The 13,433-nt window shown below is 45.9% G+C and carries 13 protein-coding genes; 10 read left to right on the forward strand and 3 right to left on the reverse strand.

Annotation, left to right across the window (positions count from 1 at the left end; translation table 11 throughout):
- Window positions 1-139: 139 nt before the first annotated feature.
- Window positions 140-2,257, reverse strand: coding sequence for an alpha-galactosidase (locus HUO09_RS19260; RefSeq protein ID WP_188235045.1), 2,118 nt, complete (start codon window positions 2,255-2,257; stop codon window positions 140-142).
- Between the two features lie 381 nt (window positions 2,258-2,638).
- On the opposite strand from HUO09_RS19260, the gene HUO09_RS19265 reads away from it, so the two are divergent.
- A complete protein-coding gene (locus HUO09_RS19265) occupies window positions 2,639-3,643 on the forward strand; it encodes a substrate-binding domain-containing protein (protein ID WP_188235046.1) in 1,005 nt (334 codons plus the stop codon).
- A gap of 20 nt (window positions 3,644-3,663) precedes the next feature.
- On the opposite strand, the gene HUO09_RS19270 is transcribed toward HUO09_RS19265, so the two are convergent.
- The gene (locus tag HUO09_RS19270) at window positions 3,664-3,963 is read right to left on the reverse strand and encodes a PTS transporter subunit EIIB (RefSeq protein WP_188235047.1); all 300 of its coding nucleotides are present in this window, start codon (window positions 3,961-3,963) and stop codon (window positions 3,664-3,666) included.
- 308 nt (window positions 3,964-4,271) lie between these two features.
- Between HUO09_RS19270 and rsxA the strand changes: the two genes are divergently transcribed.
- Genes rsxA through gloA form a run of 8 tightly spaced genes read left to right on the forward strand, consistent with a single transcriptional unit; the run spans window position 4,272 to window position 11,567 of the window.
- Window positions 4,272-4,853 carry an electron transport complex subunit RsxA gene (gene rsxA / locus HUO09_RS19275; RefSeq protein ID WP_167413703.1) on the forward strand — a complete coding sequence of 194 codons (582 nt, stop codon included), beginning with the start codon at window positions 4,272-4,274 and terminating at the stop codon, window positions 4,851-4,853.
- On the forward strand, window positions 4,853-5,440 hold the full coding sequence (gene rsxB / locus HUO09_RS19280) for an electron transport complex subunit RsxB (RefSeq protein ID WP_167413704.1): 588 nt from the start codon (window positions 4,853-4,855) through the stop codon (window positions 5,438-5,440). The genes rsxA and rsxB overlap by 1 nt, the downstream gene beginning before the upstream one ends.
- An 8-nt stretch (window positions 5,441-5,448) precedes the next feature.
- Window positions 5,449-8,058 carry an electron transport complex subunit RsxC gene (rsxC, locus tag HUO09_RS19285; protein ID WP_188235048.1) on the forward strand — a complete coding sequence of 870 codons (2,610 nt, stop codon included), beginning with the start codon at window positions 5,449-5,451 and terminating at the stop codon, window positions 8,056-8,058.
- Entirely contained in the window at window positions 8,058-9,104 is a 1,047-nt protein-coding gene (gene rsxD, locus HUO09_RS19290; RefSeq protein ID WP_188235049.1) for an electron transport complex subunit RsxD, read from the forward strand. Before rsxC ends, rsxD begins: the two co-directional genes overlap by 1 nt.
- A gap of 9 nt (window positions 9,105-9,113) precedes the next feature.
- Entirely contained in the window at window positions 9,114-9,743 is a 630-nt protein-coding gene (gene rsxG / locus HUO09_RS19295; protein ID WP_167413471.1) for an electron transport complex subunit RsxG, read from the forward strand.
- Entirely contained in the window at window positions 9,743-10,444 is a 702-nt protein-coding gene (locus HUO09_RS19300; RefSeq protein WP_102940180.1) for an electron transport complex subunit E, read from the forward strand. The genes rsxG and HUO09_RS19300 overlap by 1 nt, the downstream gene beginning before the upstream one ends.
- Window positions 10,445-10,480: 36 nt before the next feature.
- Window positions 10,481-11,116 carry an endonuclease III gene (gene nth, locus HUO09_RS19305; RefSeq protein WP_188235050.1) on the forward strand — a complete coding sequence of 212 codons (636 nt, stop codon included), beginning with the start codon at window positions 10,481-10,483 and terminating at the stop codon, window positions 11,114-11,116.
- A gap of 34 nt (window positions 11,117-11,150) precedes the next feature.
- Window positions 11,151-11,567: a lactoylglutathione lyase gene (gloA, locus tag HUO09_RS19310; RefSeq protein ID WP_167413473.1), complete on the forward strand. Its 417-nt coding sequence runs from the start codon at window positions 11,151-11,153 to the stop codon at window positions 11,565-11,567.
- Between the two features lie 69 nt (window positions 11,568-11,636).
- Here gloA and HUO09_RS19315 read toward each other — a convergent pair whose 3' ends face one another.
- Window positions 11,637-12,521, reverse strand: coding sequence for an OmpA family protein (locus HUO09_RS19315; protein WP_188235051.1), 885 nt, complete (start codon window positions 12,519-12,521; stop codon window positions 11,637-11,639).
- Between the two features lie 258 nt (window positions 12,522-12,779).
- Between HUO09_RS19315 and rnt the strand changes: the two genes are divergently transcribed.
- Entirely contained in the window at window positions 12,780-13,433 is a 654-nt protein-coding gene (gene rnt / locus HUO09_RS19320; RefSeq protein ID WP_188235052.1) for a ribonuclease T, read from the forward strand.

Here is a 13,433-nt window from a genome sequence, read left to right on the forward strand (position 1 = left end):
CTCTGCCAGAGAGCTGTGCCACTCTTTTAACGCAGTACATAGTGGAATGTGTGATGAAACAGTTCGATAGTTAAATAATCATGATGCGATTAAGCCGAAAATAAATCCTATTCCCGGCTTTTTTATTTGTCTATGAAGACTAACCAACCTGCTTCAACTCAATCAATATTGCTGTTTCAGCGTCCAGAATCGGCATTGTTAGCCCGACGTTTTGGCACCATTCACCGGACATTTCACAGCCTGAAACTGTCCATTCAGGTTGACACGCCACAATACTGTTAAAGTTCCCCGGTTTATCAATCACTGAGACTTGGTAGATTGCATTTGGGTCTAATCCAACAATACGTAGATGACCACTTAGTGAATACGTTGGCATAGACAATTGAGAGACCAATACCACCGCTTCAGATTTGTCTTGTGAAACAACCGCATGGATTTGATGCGCTTTGTCCTCACTCGGAACTCGCCATGTTGTGCCACTATGCAGCAATGGGCGAAGTGCTTTGTGAAGCTTCACGTAGTGTTCAAAGCCTTGTTTTTCTTCTTGGCTCTCTTTTACAGGGTCTAGCTCAATACCCATATGACCAAACAGAGCGGTCAGTCCTCTGAATTCGATACTGTGGCGGCGGCGAGTACTGTGACAATGGCTGGCTCCGATATGGCTACCCATCACTTCAGGTGGAAAGAAGTAGCTCATGCCACGTTGAATAGTCTGACGCTCTAAAGCATCGTTGTTGTCTGATGCCCAGAAACGCTGGGTACGCTTCAATACCTCGTAATCAATACGTCCGCCACCCGCAGCACAAGATTCAATATCCACATGAGGATGCTTGGCTCGAACTTTATCCACCAACTGGTAGTAACGCTGTGTTTGTTTATGTGCTGCTGCTATACCGCCATGAGCAGGCTGAACCACTTCCCTGTTCATATCCCATTTGATGTAAGCAATATTGTAAGTGGAAAGGAAATGATCCAGCCGTTCGAATAGATAGTCAAAAGCCTCTTGGTTTTGCAGATCAATCACATACTGATTGCGTCCTGTGGGCTGCTCATACCCTTCCACAGCCAGTAACCAATCAGGATGTTGTCTGTAGAGGTCGGAATCTTTGTTGATCATCTCCGGTTCAAACCACAAACCAAATTCCATTCCGAGTTGATTAACATGATCAACAATTGGCGCTAAACCTTGAGGATATTTTCTTTCATCAAGGAACCAGTCACCTAAAGCAGCTTTATCATCATTACGTCCTCTAAACCAACCGTCATCGATGATGAATCGCTCGACACCCATGGCTGCCGCCTGAGTTGCCATTGACATAATGTATTCAGGATCGTGATTGAAATAGATACCTTCCCACGTATTGAGATGAATTGGACGAGGTTTCGATGCAAACTTTTGCGGCAAAATAGAATGGCGTACATGAGTGTGAAACTGCTGGCTCATTCCGTTTAGACCTTTATCGCTGTAGCTGGCATACAGCCATGGCGATGTGACACTTTCTCCCTGCGCCAATGAAACCTCACCCGCGAAATAAATCACTTCAGCCTGCACAAGGCGACGCCCGTCAGCCTTAACATCCGCACGCATGCGGTGGTTACCGCTCCAAGCGAAATGAAAGCCCCAAACATCCCCCTGCAACTCATCGAAATGCTGCTGACCAGCAATAAAAGCGGGATAGTGCTCATGAGAGGTTCGTCCGCGGCGGTTTTCTTGCTGATATCCACCATGCATTAAAGGCTGGCGAGCAGTTTGAAACTCGTGAACCCAACGGCCAAAAAATGTCATCAGTTCATTGGCTCTAGCAGGTAAAGGTAAAGTATTGGCTAAGCGATTAACCTGATAAACACCCGCTTTTAAATTGGTTAATGTATGACGAGTTTTCACCACATCATCAGCGTCTAAACACAATTCCGTCGTCAGCGACAAGCCTGCCAATTCATCGACGCTTTCAATACGTACCCCAGTGTCAATTTCAGCTATTTTCTGAACAACAAACACCGGAGCCCAATCCAAGCCGTCGCGATGCCCTTCAACACCCGGGCTACTAAAAACACCCCGACCGAGTTCTGGGCTTAATGTCATTGCTACATCTTTATCTAGACGCCCATAAGGCACAGGACGATACAAACTCTTCCTATAATTTTCCAAAGTGCCTTGGACGGGTTTGCCCCAATAGAGAACCTCTGCAAACTCACCGACCTCAACGATGATCTGGCTATGTTTACCGATTAAGTTAATTAATACTGGCTCCGTCACTGTCTGTTCCCTTCCAACCTTTGAGTTTTCGATATCATAAGTAAAATTGAAAAACTTTCTGTGATTAAAGCCATAATCATGGAAACGTTTCCATGCATCTATAAACTTAGCCATTGTTAATGGAAATGCTAAGTTTGGAAAATTCTGGTCAAAAACAAGCATGAAAATCTTGAGCTCACGCAGTAGTTGAGCTTTAAGGGCTTGAGTTGTCGAAATAACCGATATTTAATTAACGCCAACTAAAGCCTTTGGGCTTGAAAACATTTTCAGAGTCAGAACAATTATTTTCAGAGAACCACTCACATTACTTGAGCAATTGATTTTAAGCTTGGTTGACTTCAGGCTAAAACGTTCTCTTAGAAACCTAAGGTAAATATAACTATGGCGACCATAAAAGACGTTGCACGGGAAGCGGGGGTATCCATCGCGACCACTTCACGCGTCATTAATAACGCCCCGCACACCAGCGAAACCGCCATCATTGCGGTGAAAGCTGCAATGGAAAAGCTGGGCTATCGCCCGAATGCAAATGCTCGCGCACTGGTAAGCAAATCTTCCAACGCTATTGGCGTGTTAGTGAGTGACGTGTCGGCGCCTTTTTTTGGCATCATGGTTAAAGCCATTGATACCATCGCCAGTGAACAGGAAAAGCAGTTACTGGTTGGTAGTGGTTATCATGATGCAGAAAAAGAACGCAACGCTATCAATCTGCTAATTAACAGCCGCTGCGAATCACTTGTACTTCACAGTAAAGGTATGAGCGATCAAGAACTGACAAAGCTCGCAAAAGAAGTCCCCGGAATGGTGTTAATCAACCGCGTGGTGCCCGATATTGCTTCTCGCTGCATCGCCCTAGATAACCGGAAAGGCGCTTATATCGCCACTGAATACCTGATCAAAAATGGTCACAAGCATATCGGCTATATTGCCTCTAGCCACAATATCGATGATGCCCATGATCGACTTGCAGGTTACTTTGACGCGCTACGTGATTACGGGATCGACGCACGAGAAGAATATGTGGAATATGGTGAGCCTGACGAACTTGGCGGTGAACAAGCAATGGTCAACCTGATGGCAAAGAATACCGACATCACAGCGGTCGCTACCTATAACGACTATATGGCGGCGGGTTGTTTGGTGCTGCTACAAGAAAATGGTATTCGTATTCCCGAAGAGATGTCGGTGATTGGCTTTGATGACGGACATATGGCTCGCTTTGTTTACCCGCGTCTCACCACTATTCGATATCCCATTCAATTAATGGCAAACGAAGCGGTAAAGCTTTCTCTACAACTGGCCAATAAAGAAGATATTGAACGCCCAGACAACAAACTGTTTATGCCCACTTTAGTTCGTCGTTCCTCAGTAGGCAGAGCGCGATAAGCTCTGTCCTATGACCTCACCTATTGCGCTTGAAGGCGAGCATCTATCTCTTGAGCATAAGTGTTCGCTTTCATGCCATAGATGATTTGCACATTGCTTTTGTCTAGTAGAACCACACCAAAAGCGCCATTGCACTTTAAGTAGTCTGCATCAACCAAACCCGAGTCATTGAGTTGCAATCTTAGCCTTGTCGCACAAGCGCCTGAGTGAACAATGTTTTCTAATCCACCGACAGCTTTTACAATACCATCAGTTTCCTGACCAATGTTCGGGTTTACTCTGACTAAAAAATTAAAAATCTGACGAATTTTATCAATCATAAAAACCTGCTGATGAGTAAGATGATTTGTAGTAAATACAATAAATAACCCTACACTGTATGTACATGAGCTTAAATTACACCTTAGTCATACATACAGAACAATCAGTGTTTTCTGAACATCTCGTCATGCAATACAGAGGAACACAATAACGGAGTGCTCAACGCTAATTCGCGCTACGAGTTCAATCTAGAGTGTAAAGTTTAAACTTTTTTTATTCTTAAATTGAAAACCTTATCTTTGGTTGGTTGTTATTGACTACGCAAAGCAGGATAATACCGAGCTCGGAACGAAGACATTATATAATTATGACCGAATATCTTTTGTTGTTAGTCGGCACTGTGCTGGTGAACAACTTTGTACTGGTAAAGTTTTTGGGCTTGTGTCCATTCATGGGCGTATCCAAAAAGTTAGAGACTGCAATTGGCATGGGGTTGGCGACAACGTTCGTTTTAACCTTAGCTTCCGTATGTTCGTATCTTGTAGAAAGTTACATCCTTAAACCGTTAGGTATTGAATACTTACGCACCATGAGCTTTATCCTCGTGATTGCGGTAGTGGTTCAATTTACTGAGATGGTGGTGCACAAAACCAGCCCGACACTCTATCGTTTGTTAGGTATCTTCCTGCCTCTCATCACCACTAACTGTGCAGTTTTAGGTGTGGCATTGCTTAACATCAACGAAAACCATAATTTCGTACAGTCGATCATTTACGGCTTCGGCGCTGCTGTAGGCTTTTCATTGGTACTGATCCTGTTTGCATCAATGCGTGAGCGTATTCATGTGGCAGATGTGCCTGCGCCATTCAAAGGTGCGTCTATTGCTATGATCACGGCTGGTTTGATGTCGCTTGCCTTTATGGGCTTTACCGGATTGGTGAAGTTGTAATGAGTACGATATTAATTGCTGTATTAGCTATCGCGGTACTTGCGGCCGTTTTTGGCGCTATTTTGGGCTTTGCATCCATCCGCTTCAAAGTTGAAGCCGATCCTATCGTTGACCAAATTGATGCTATTTTGCCACAAACCCAATGTGGTCAATGTGGCTACCCAGGTTGTCGTCCTTACGCAGAAGCGATTGCCAATGGTGACCAAATCAATAAATGCCCTCCGGGCGGTCAGCAAACGATCGAAAAATTAGCCGACTTAATGGGCGTTGACGTCCAAGAGTCCGCACACGATCTCGATAGCAAAGTCAAAACCGTGGCTTTTATTCATGAAGATATGTGTATCGGGTGCACCAAGTGTATTCAGGCCTGCCCTGTCGACGCAATTGTCGGAGGCACCAAAGCACTTCATACCGTAATTAAAGATGAGTGTACGGGTTGCGACCTCTGCGTTGCTCCGTGCCCTACAGACTGTATTGAGATGATCCCTGTTGCAACAACCACTGACACTTGGAAATGGCAGCTAAATGCTATTCCTGTGGTTGATGTTACTCACGCTGCAACCACTCAGCAAAGCAGCGGGGATTAAGGATTCATATGTTGTCATTAATTGAACAAATCAGAACGGGTAGCCTGTGGACATTTCCGGGCGGCATTCACCCACCAGAAAACAAACAACAATCGAATCAATCCGCAATCGCTCAGGCAAGTATTCCAGGTGAACTCGTCTTGCCTCTTAAGCAGCACATCGGTAAACCCGGCGATCTACTGGTCAGTGTTGGCGACAGCGTTAAAAAAGGTCAGGCGTTAACGCAGTATACCTCGACATTTATGCTGCCCATTCATGCACCGACATCTGGCACTGTGAAAGCGATCGAACCTAGAACCACAGCGCACCCATCCGGTCTTGCCGAATTGTGTGTCGTTATTGAAACTGACGGAAAAGATGATTGGATTGAGAAGACATGCATTGAAGATTTTACTCAATGCTCGCCTGATGAGCTGATTGAAATCATTCGCCAAGCGGGTGTTTCAGGTATGGGTGGTGCTGGCTTCCCAACAGCAAAGAAAATCCAATCAGGTTTGTCACGCACTGACATTCTGATCATTAATGCTGCTGAGTGTGAACCTTACATTACCGCTGATGATGTTCTGATGAGAGAAAACGCTCAAGAGATCATTCAAGGCATCAGCATTGTCGAACACATTCTAAAACCCAAGCTGACCATTATTGGCATTGAAGATAACAAACCGAAAGCGATTGAAGCGCTGCAAAATGCGGCGCTGAATAAAGACATCGTTATTCGTGTTATTCCAACCAAATACCCGTCAGGTGGCGAAAAGCAACTGATCAAGATCTTGACTAATCTTGAAGTACCCAACGGTCGAATCCCTGCTGATATTGGCTTGATGGTTCAGAACGTCGGTTCTATGCAAGCCATTAAACGTGCCGTTGTCGATGGCGAGCCACTAATTCGCCGAGTCGTCACTCTCACTGGTAACAGTTTTAAAAAGCCGAAAAACGTTTGGACTCTGCTTGGCACCCCCGTTCAGGCATTGCTTGATGAATTTGGTTATCAGGCTGATAAAAAGCTGCCGCGCCTGATTATGGGTGGTCCTATGATGGGCTTTACCCTGCCACATGCCAATGTGCCTGTAACCAAAACATCCAACTGTATTCTCGCTCCGACGCGTCAGGAAATTGCTCCACAATCCTATGAAGTGGCGTGTATTCGTTGTGGTCAATGTGCTGAAGTCTGCCCTGCATCCCTTCTACCACAGCAGCTGCAATGGCATGCAAAAGCAGAAGAATTCGATAAGTGCGAAGAGCTACACTTAAAAGACTGTATTGAATGTGGCGCGTGTGCCTATGTCTGCCCTAGTGAAATTCCACTGGTTCAATACTATCGCCAAGCCAAAGCAGAAATCCGTATTCGCAAGCAGGAATCAGAAGCCGCTGAGCGTGCAAAACTTCGCTTCGAAGAGAAAAAAGAGCGTATGGAACGCGATAAAGCGGAAAGAGAAAACCGCTTTAAAGCGGCAGCAGAAAACCGTCGTCAAGAGATGACCACCAACGATGGTGAAAACGCCATTGCTGCAGCCATCGCGCGAGTGAAAGCACAAAAAGAACAATCGAAAGCGACATCCGATTCTGCGGTTAAACCAGCCGTTGCAGCCGCTATTGCCAAAGCGAAAGCAAAACAAGCAGAAGCAGCAAAAACAGGCGCTGCTGAACCTGATAATGCTGAGATGATCAAACTGCGAGAAGAACGCAAGCGTCAGGCTCGTGAACGCAAGCTGGAAAAAGAGCAGCAAACTGACACATCTCAAACACCAGCTAACGATAAAAAAGCAGCCGTTGCTGAAGCTATCGCCCGAGCCAAAGCCCGTAAGGCGCAGCAAGAATCCGCACCTGCTGAAGATGCCAAAACGGAAACCGAAACGTCTGACGATCCGAAGAAAGCAGCCGTTGCAGCGGCGATTGCCCGAGCCAAAGCTCGCAAGGCGCAGCAAGAATCCGCGCCTGCTGAAGATGCTCAAGCGGAAGCCGAAACTTCAGACGATCCGAAAAAAGCTGCAGTTGCAGCAGCGATTGCCCGAGCCAAAGCTCGTAAAGCGCAGCAAGAATCTGCATCTACTGAAGAAGAAATTCAAGCTGAAACGGAAACTTCTGACGATCCGAAAAAAGCAGCAGTTGCCGCTGCGATTGCCCGAGCCAAAGCCCGCAAAGCGCAGCAAGAATCCGCACCTGCGGAAGAAAAAGCTCAAGCTGACACTTCTGACGATCCGAAGAAAGCCGCTGTTGCAGCAGCGATTGCCCGAGCCAAAGCGCGTAAAGCGCAGCAAGAATCCGCACCTGCGGAAGAAAAAGCTCAAGCTGACACTTCTGACGATCCGAAGAAAGCCGCTGTTGCAGCAGCGATTGCCCGAGCCAAAGCGCGTAAAGCGCAGCAAGAATCCGCGCCAGCTGAAGATGCTCAAGCGGAAACTGAAACTTCTGACGATCCGAAAAAAGCCGCAGTTGCAGCAGCGATTGCCCGAGCCAAAGCGCGTAAAGCGCAGCAAGAATCCGCGCCAGCTGAAGATGCTCAAGCGGAAACTGAAACTTCTGACGATCCGAAAAAAGCCGCAGTTGCAGCAGCGATTGCCCGTGCGAAAGCTCGTAAAGCAGAGCAACAAAACAAAAATACCGAGGAGAATAACTAGTGGCTTTCTTTATAGCTAGTTCCCCACATACACATATTAAACGCAGCACTTCAGATCTAATGAAGTGGGTAGCGTTGTGCGCATTGCCGGGCTTGTTTGCCCAAACCTATTTCTTCGGTTACGGTACCTTAATTCAGCTGGTATTCGCTGTTATTGTCGCGCTTTCGTTTGAAGCCGCAGTAATGAAGCTACGTAAACGCCCTGCTCATCTTGCATTAAGAGACCACAGCGCCATTGTCACCGCTTGGTTATTGGCAGTTGCCATTCCACCAATGTCACCTTGGTGGATCGTGGTCATCGGTCTTATTTTCGCCATTCTGATTGCAAAACATCTTTACGGCGGGCTTGGTCAGAACCCGTTTAACCCTGCGATGGTGGCTTACGTGGTGCTTCTCATTTCATTCCCAGTGCAAATGACAAGCTGGATAGCACCACACCAGCTAGGTGCTGATAGCATCTCTTTAAGCGACTCTTTTTCTTTGATCTTTACTGGCTTCGATGCTGACGGCTTATCACTACAGCAAGTTCGAACTGGTATTGATGGTCTAACAATGGCAACACCATTGGACTCAGTGAAAACATCGCTAAGAGCGGGACACACCTTATCGGAAGTTATGACTCAACCTCAATTCGGTACCTTGGCTGGCATTGGTTGGGAATGGGTCAATCTTGCCTATTTGGCGGGAGGTATTGTCCTTCTGAGACTTAGAGTCATCAACTGGCATATTCCTGTCTCCTTTATCGGCAGCTTGTTGGTACTGAGTACATTAGCGGTACTGTTTGCACCGGGTACAACCGCATCTCCGTTAGTTCATCTGTTGTCTGGTGCAACCATGTTGGGCGCATTTTTCATTGCAACTGATCCGGTTACAGCTTCTACCACAGTGAAAGGTCGTTTAGTGTTTGGCGCATTCATCGGTGCTATGGTGTTTATCATTCGCAGTTGGGGTGGTTTCCCAGACGGTGTGGCATTCGCCGTTCTGCTCGCTAACATGTGCGTACCGTTAATCGATTACTACACTAAACCTCGAACTTACGGGCACTAAGGAGCAACTATGCTAACCGCAATTAGAAAAAACGGTCTTATCCTTGCTACCTTTGCCTGCTTATCGACAGGGGTCGTAGCGCTGACTCATCAATTAACTGAATCGCAGATCAAGAAGCAAGAGAAGATTCAGTTGTTGTCGATTTTAAACCAAGTGATTCCTAAAAAACTGCACGATAACGAGCTGTCACAATCGTGCATTTTGCTCAATGATCCAGCTCTTGGCACGGATAGCTCTATGCCTGCTTATGTGGCGACACTGAATGGTCAGCCTAGTGCTATCGCGATAGAAGCTATTGCACCGGATGGCTACAACGGTGCGATTAAAGTGATTGTTGGCATCAATAATGACGGCACGATTACCGGCACCCGAGTTCTGGCACATAAAGAAACGCCGGGATTGGGTGACAAAATTGACCTAAGAATCACTGACTGGATACTAAACTTTACCGGTAAGTCTGTAACAGCAGACAACGAAGATCAGTGGAAAGTCCGTAAAGACGGCGGTCAATTTGATCAGTTTACCGGTGCAACTATAACTCCACGAGCAGTGGTGAAAGCAGTGAAGAATGCCGTGACTTACGTGAATCAAAATCGTGAAGCACTGGCTAAACAAAGCTATAACTGCGGAGAACAGTAATGAACAATGAGCATAAAGCATTAATGAAAAACGGCATGTGGGAAAACAACCCAGCCTTAGTACAGTTGCTTGGTTTGTGTCCGCTACTTGCTGTTTCTTCCACCGTAACCAATGCACTTGGATTAGGGATTGCTACCTTGCTGGTTTTAGTCGGTTCCAACGTGACCGTATCATTGGTTCGTGATTACGTACCTAAAGAAGTGCGTATTCCTGTATTCGTGATGATCATTGCGTCGTTGGTAACGTGCGTGCAACTGTTGATGAATGCTTACGCCTACGGGTTGTATCTATCACTCGGCATCTTCATCCCTCTGATCGTGACTAACTGCATTATCATCGGCCGCGCAGAAGCCTTTGCCTCAAAAAATGACGTACTGCCTTCCGCTCAAGATGGTTTGTGGATGGGGCTAGGCATGACTTCAGTGCTGGTTGTTCTGGGTGCTATGCGAGAAATCATTGGTAACGGCACCTTGTTCGATGGCGCTGACTTGCTATTAGGCGACTGGGCAAAAGTATTGAGAATTGAAATTTTCCATTTTGATAGCAGCTTCTTGCTTGCCCTACTGCCTCCGGGCGCGTTTTTCGGTGTAGGTTTGCTGATAGCTCTTAAAAATGTAATTGATAAACAACTTGCGGCGCGTCAACCAAAACAAGAAAAACCAACTATCGAACGTGCACGAGTCACTAACGTATCGTCTTAATAGAAAAATTTAAGAGACTGGAAACAGCGCAGAGCAATGAATAAAGATAAAAGAAGACAAATTCTCGAGCGACTGAGAGAAAACAATCCAAAGCCGGAAACGGAGCTCAACTGGAATTCACCATTCGAACTGTTAATCGCCGTTCTGTTGTCAGCTCAAGCAACAGATGTAAGTGTGAATAAAGCGACGGACAAGTTGTATGCCGTCGCCAATACACCTCAAACCATCTTTGATTTGGGCGTTAATGGCGTTAAAGAGTACATCAAGACCATAGGTCTGTTTAACTCGAAAGCAGAGAACGTGATTAAAACTTGCCGTATTTTGCTTGATCAGCACAACGGTGAAGTTCCCGAAAACAGAGAAGCACTGGAAGCGTTACCCGGTGTAGGCCGAAAAACAGCAAACGTTGTGTTAAATACCGCATTTGGCTGGCCAACAATCGCTGTGGACACTCACATTTATCGAGTGTCCAATCGCACCAAATTTGCAATGGGAAAAACTGTCGACGACGTCGAACAGAAACTACTGAAAGTCGTTCCCGCAGAATTCAAATTAGACGTCCACCACTGGTTGATTTTGCATGGCCGGTACACCTGTATCGCACGCAAACCTCGCTGTGGGAGCTGCATAATTGAAGACCTGTGTGAGTTCGCCTCGAAAACAGAACTGTAAATATAAAATTTACCCTGAAAGCTAGGAGTCCAAAATGTCAAACAACCGTGTTCTACATACCATGCTACGCGTTGGTGATTTAGATAAATCTATCGAGTTCTACACCAAAGTTATGGGTATGGAGTTACTACGTAAAAACGAAAATGCTGAGTACAAATACACTCTAGCGTTCGTTGGTTATGGTGATGAGTCACAAGGCGCCGTTATTGAACTCACTTATAACTGGGGTGTAGAAGAATACGACCTAGGTAAAGGTTTCGGTCACATCGCTATCGGCGTAGACGACATTTACGCAACTTGTGATGCAATTAAAGCGGTTGGCGGTAATGTTACTCGCGAGCCAGGTCCAGTAAAAGGCGGTACAACACACATCGCTTTTGTTAAAGACCCTGATGGCTACATGATTGAACTGATCCAAAACCGTCAAGCGACCGCAGGCCTGGAAGGTTAATCCCTGTTCTTTCTGTCAAAAACACCGCCATCTGGCGGTGTTTTTTGTTTTTAAAGCGCAAGTTCAGCACTAAATCTGTGTTCGCCCGAGTGATATCACCACACGGCGGTTCTTATCTTTACCAATCGGCGATTCATTGTCTGCGATCGGACGACGTTTACCAAAGCCTTGAACCTGAATTCTGTCTTCCGGTAAACCAAGTGACTTAAAGTAGTTACGCAGTCTTTCCGAACGTTTTTCCGACAAACTCTGACTTTCATTTTTGCTGTCGGTTGAATCTGTGTACGCTGCGACCAGAACTAAATCGATATCATTGTTATAACGGATGTACTCAGCAATCTGCTCTAAACGCTTTTGAGAAGCTTTGTTCAGATCGACGCTGTTACCGCGGTCATAATGAAGAATGGTGAACGAGATATCTTCGAAACTGTATGGTAATAAGTTGGCAATACAGTCACTAAAAACGTTGTATTGAGCTTGGAACAGCACCGAAGACAGTGCCACTTCAATACGTTGGTCACGACTTTGCCAATCCTGATAGCTAAATGTCGGATAACGACCTTTTTCCAGCTCACTTAATAGTGTCCAAGCTGATTGACCACCGATATAACCATCAAACTGCTTAAAGAACTGAATGTTGGTGATACGATCTGCACTTTCACCCGGTCTCCATGCTGGAGGCATAGAGACTAAACTTACGTTGCGCGTGTCTCCCATAGGACGGCGCATTTTGAGTTCAAAGTCCAAATTCATTTTCTTACTGGCGCGTGCAGAAAACTCTGCATCTCCGTAATTTGGGATGGGATGCACAAGTCGGCACTCAAGTGGTGTGTTCGCCACCATCTGCCAAGTGGATTGCTGTGGCGTTGCCACATAACGCTTTTCTAATGCCGATGCGGCAACAGGCGTCAATAGAGTGGCAGCGGCTAAACTTGTCACAAGCCATTTATTCATAAGGACTTTTTTCTCTTAATACTGCATGTCATCGTGGCTAGTCATTGCCACCAACGGGAACCTGTACAGAGTAATGCAAAAATCTCGCCAGATAAATTCGAAAACACCAATCTAGAACCGGGTAAGAACCGATATTTCTACCCCGTATGATAGCTCCGAGTGGTGAACCAATTAATTCCGTCTAAATAGAATGCTCAGGTTTTTCTTGTAGTCATAACATGCAATAATGCCGCCCTTGTCACAATAACTAGAGCCAGCATGACTGATTTAAAAGAAGCAAAGACATTAAAAGAGCGTTTCCGTGGTTATTTTCCTGTCGTTATCGATGTTGAAACCGCTGGATTCAATGCCCAAACCGATGCTTTATTAGAGATTTGCGCAGTGACTTTGCGTATGGATGAAAATGGCGACTTGTGTCCTGCTTCTACCATTCACTTTCATGTTGAGCCTTTTGAAGGTGCCAATTTAGAAAAAGCGGCACTTGAGTTCACAGGCATCTATGACCCATTCAGCCCGCTTCGTGGCGCAGTGTCTGAAGATCATGCGCTAAAAGAGATCTACAAGCTAGTTCGTAAAGAACAGAAAGACTCTGATTGCAGCCGAGCAATCATCGTCGCGCACAACGCCAACTTCGACCATAGCTTTGTTATGGCAGCAAGCGAGCGCAGTAAGCTTAAGCGCGTTCCTTTCCATCCATTTGCCACTTTTGATACCGCAACGTTAAGTGGTCTAGCTTACGGACAAACGGTACTTGCTAAAGCGTGTAAAGCAGCTGGAATGGAATTTGATAATCGTGAAGCACACTCAGCGCTTTACGATACACAAAAAACTGCAGAGCTATTCTGCGGAATCGTCAACAAATGGAAAGCTCTTGGTGGCTGGCCTGTTGTTGATAACCAAGAAAACAACTAA

This window comes from Vibrio sp. Y2-5, from assembly GCF_014596725.1.
GTDB lineage: Bacteria > Pseudomonadota > Gammaproteobacteria > Enterobacterales > Vibrionaceae > Vibrio.

Excerpts from the sequence above, each read along its gene's own strand:
- HUO09_RS19265 (WP_188235046.1), top strand. The coding sequence starts at position 2,639 with ATGGCGACCATAAAAGACGTTGCACGGGAAGCGGGGGTATCCATCGCG.
- nth (WP_188235050.1), top strand. The coding sequence starts at position 10,481 with ATGAATAAAGATAAAAGAAGACAAATTCTCGAGCGACTGAGAGAAAAC.
- HUO09_RS19315 (WP_188235051.1), bottom strand. The coding sequence starts at position 12,521 with ATGAATAAATGGCTTGTGACAAGTTTAGCCGCTGCCACTCTATTGACG.
- rsxG (WP_167413471.1), top strand. The coding sequence starts at position 9,114 with ATGCTAACCGCAATTAGAAAAAACGGTCTTATCCTTGCTACCTTTGCC.
- HUO09_RS19270 (WP_188235047.1), bottom strand. The coding sequence starts at position 3,963 with ATGATTGATAAAATTCGTCAGATTTTTAATTTTTTAGTCAGAGTAAAC.
- gloA (WP_167413473.1), top strand. The coding sequence starts at position 11,151 with ATGTCAAACAACCGTGTTCTACATACCATGCTACGCGTTGGTGATTTA.
- rnt (WP_188235052.1), top strand. The coding sequence starts at position 12,780 with ATGACTGATTTAAAAGAAGCAAAGACATTAAAAGAGCGTTTCCGTGGT.
- rsxB (WP_167413704.1), top strand. The coding sequence starts at position 4,853 with ATGAGTACGATATTAATTGCTGTATTAGCTATCGCGGTACTTGCGGCC.
- HUO09_RS19300 (WP_102940180.1), top strand. The coding sequence starts at position 9,743 with ATGAACAATGAGCATAAAGCATTAATGAAAAACGGCATGTGGGAAAAC.
- rsxA (WP_167413703.1), top strand. The coding sequence starts at position 4,272 with ATGACCGAATATCTTTTGTTGTTAGTCGGCACTGTGCTGGTGAACAAC.
- rsxC (WP_188235048.1), top strand. The coding sequence starts at position 5,449 with ATGTTGTCATTAATTGAACAAATCAGAACGGGTAGCCTGTGGACATTT.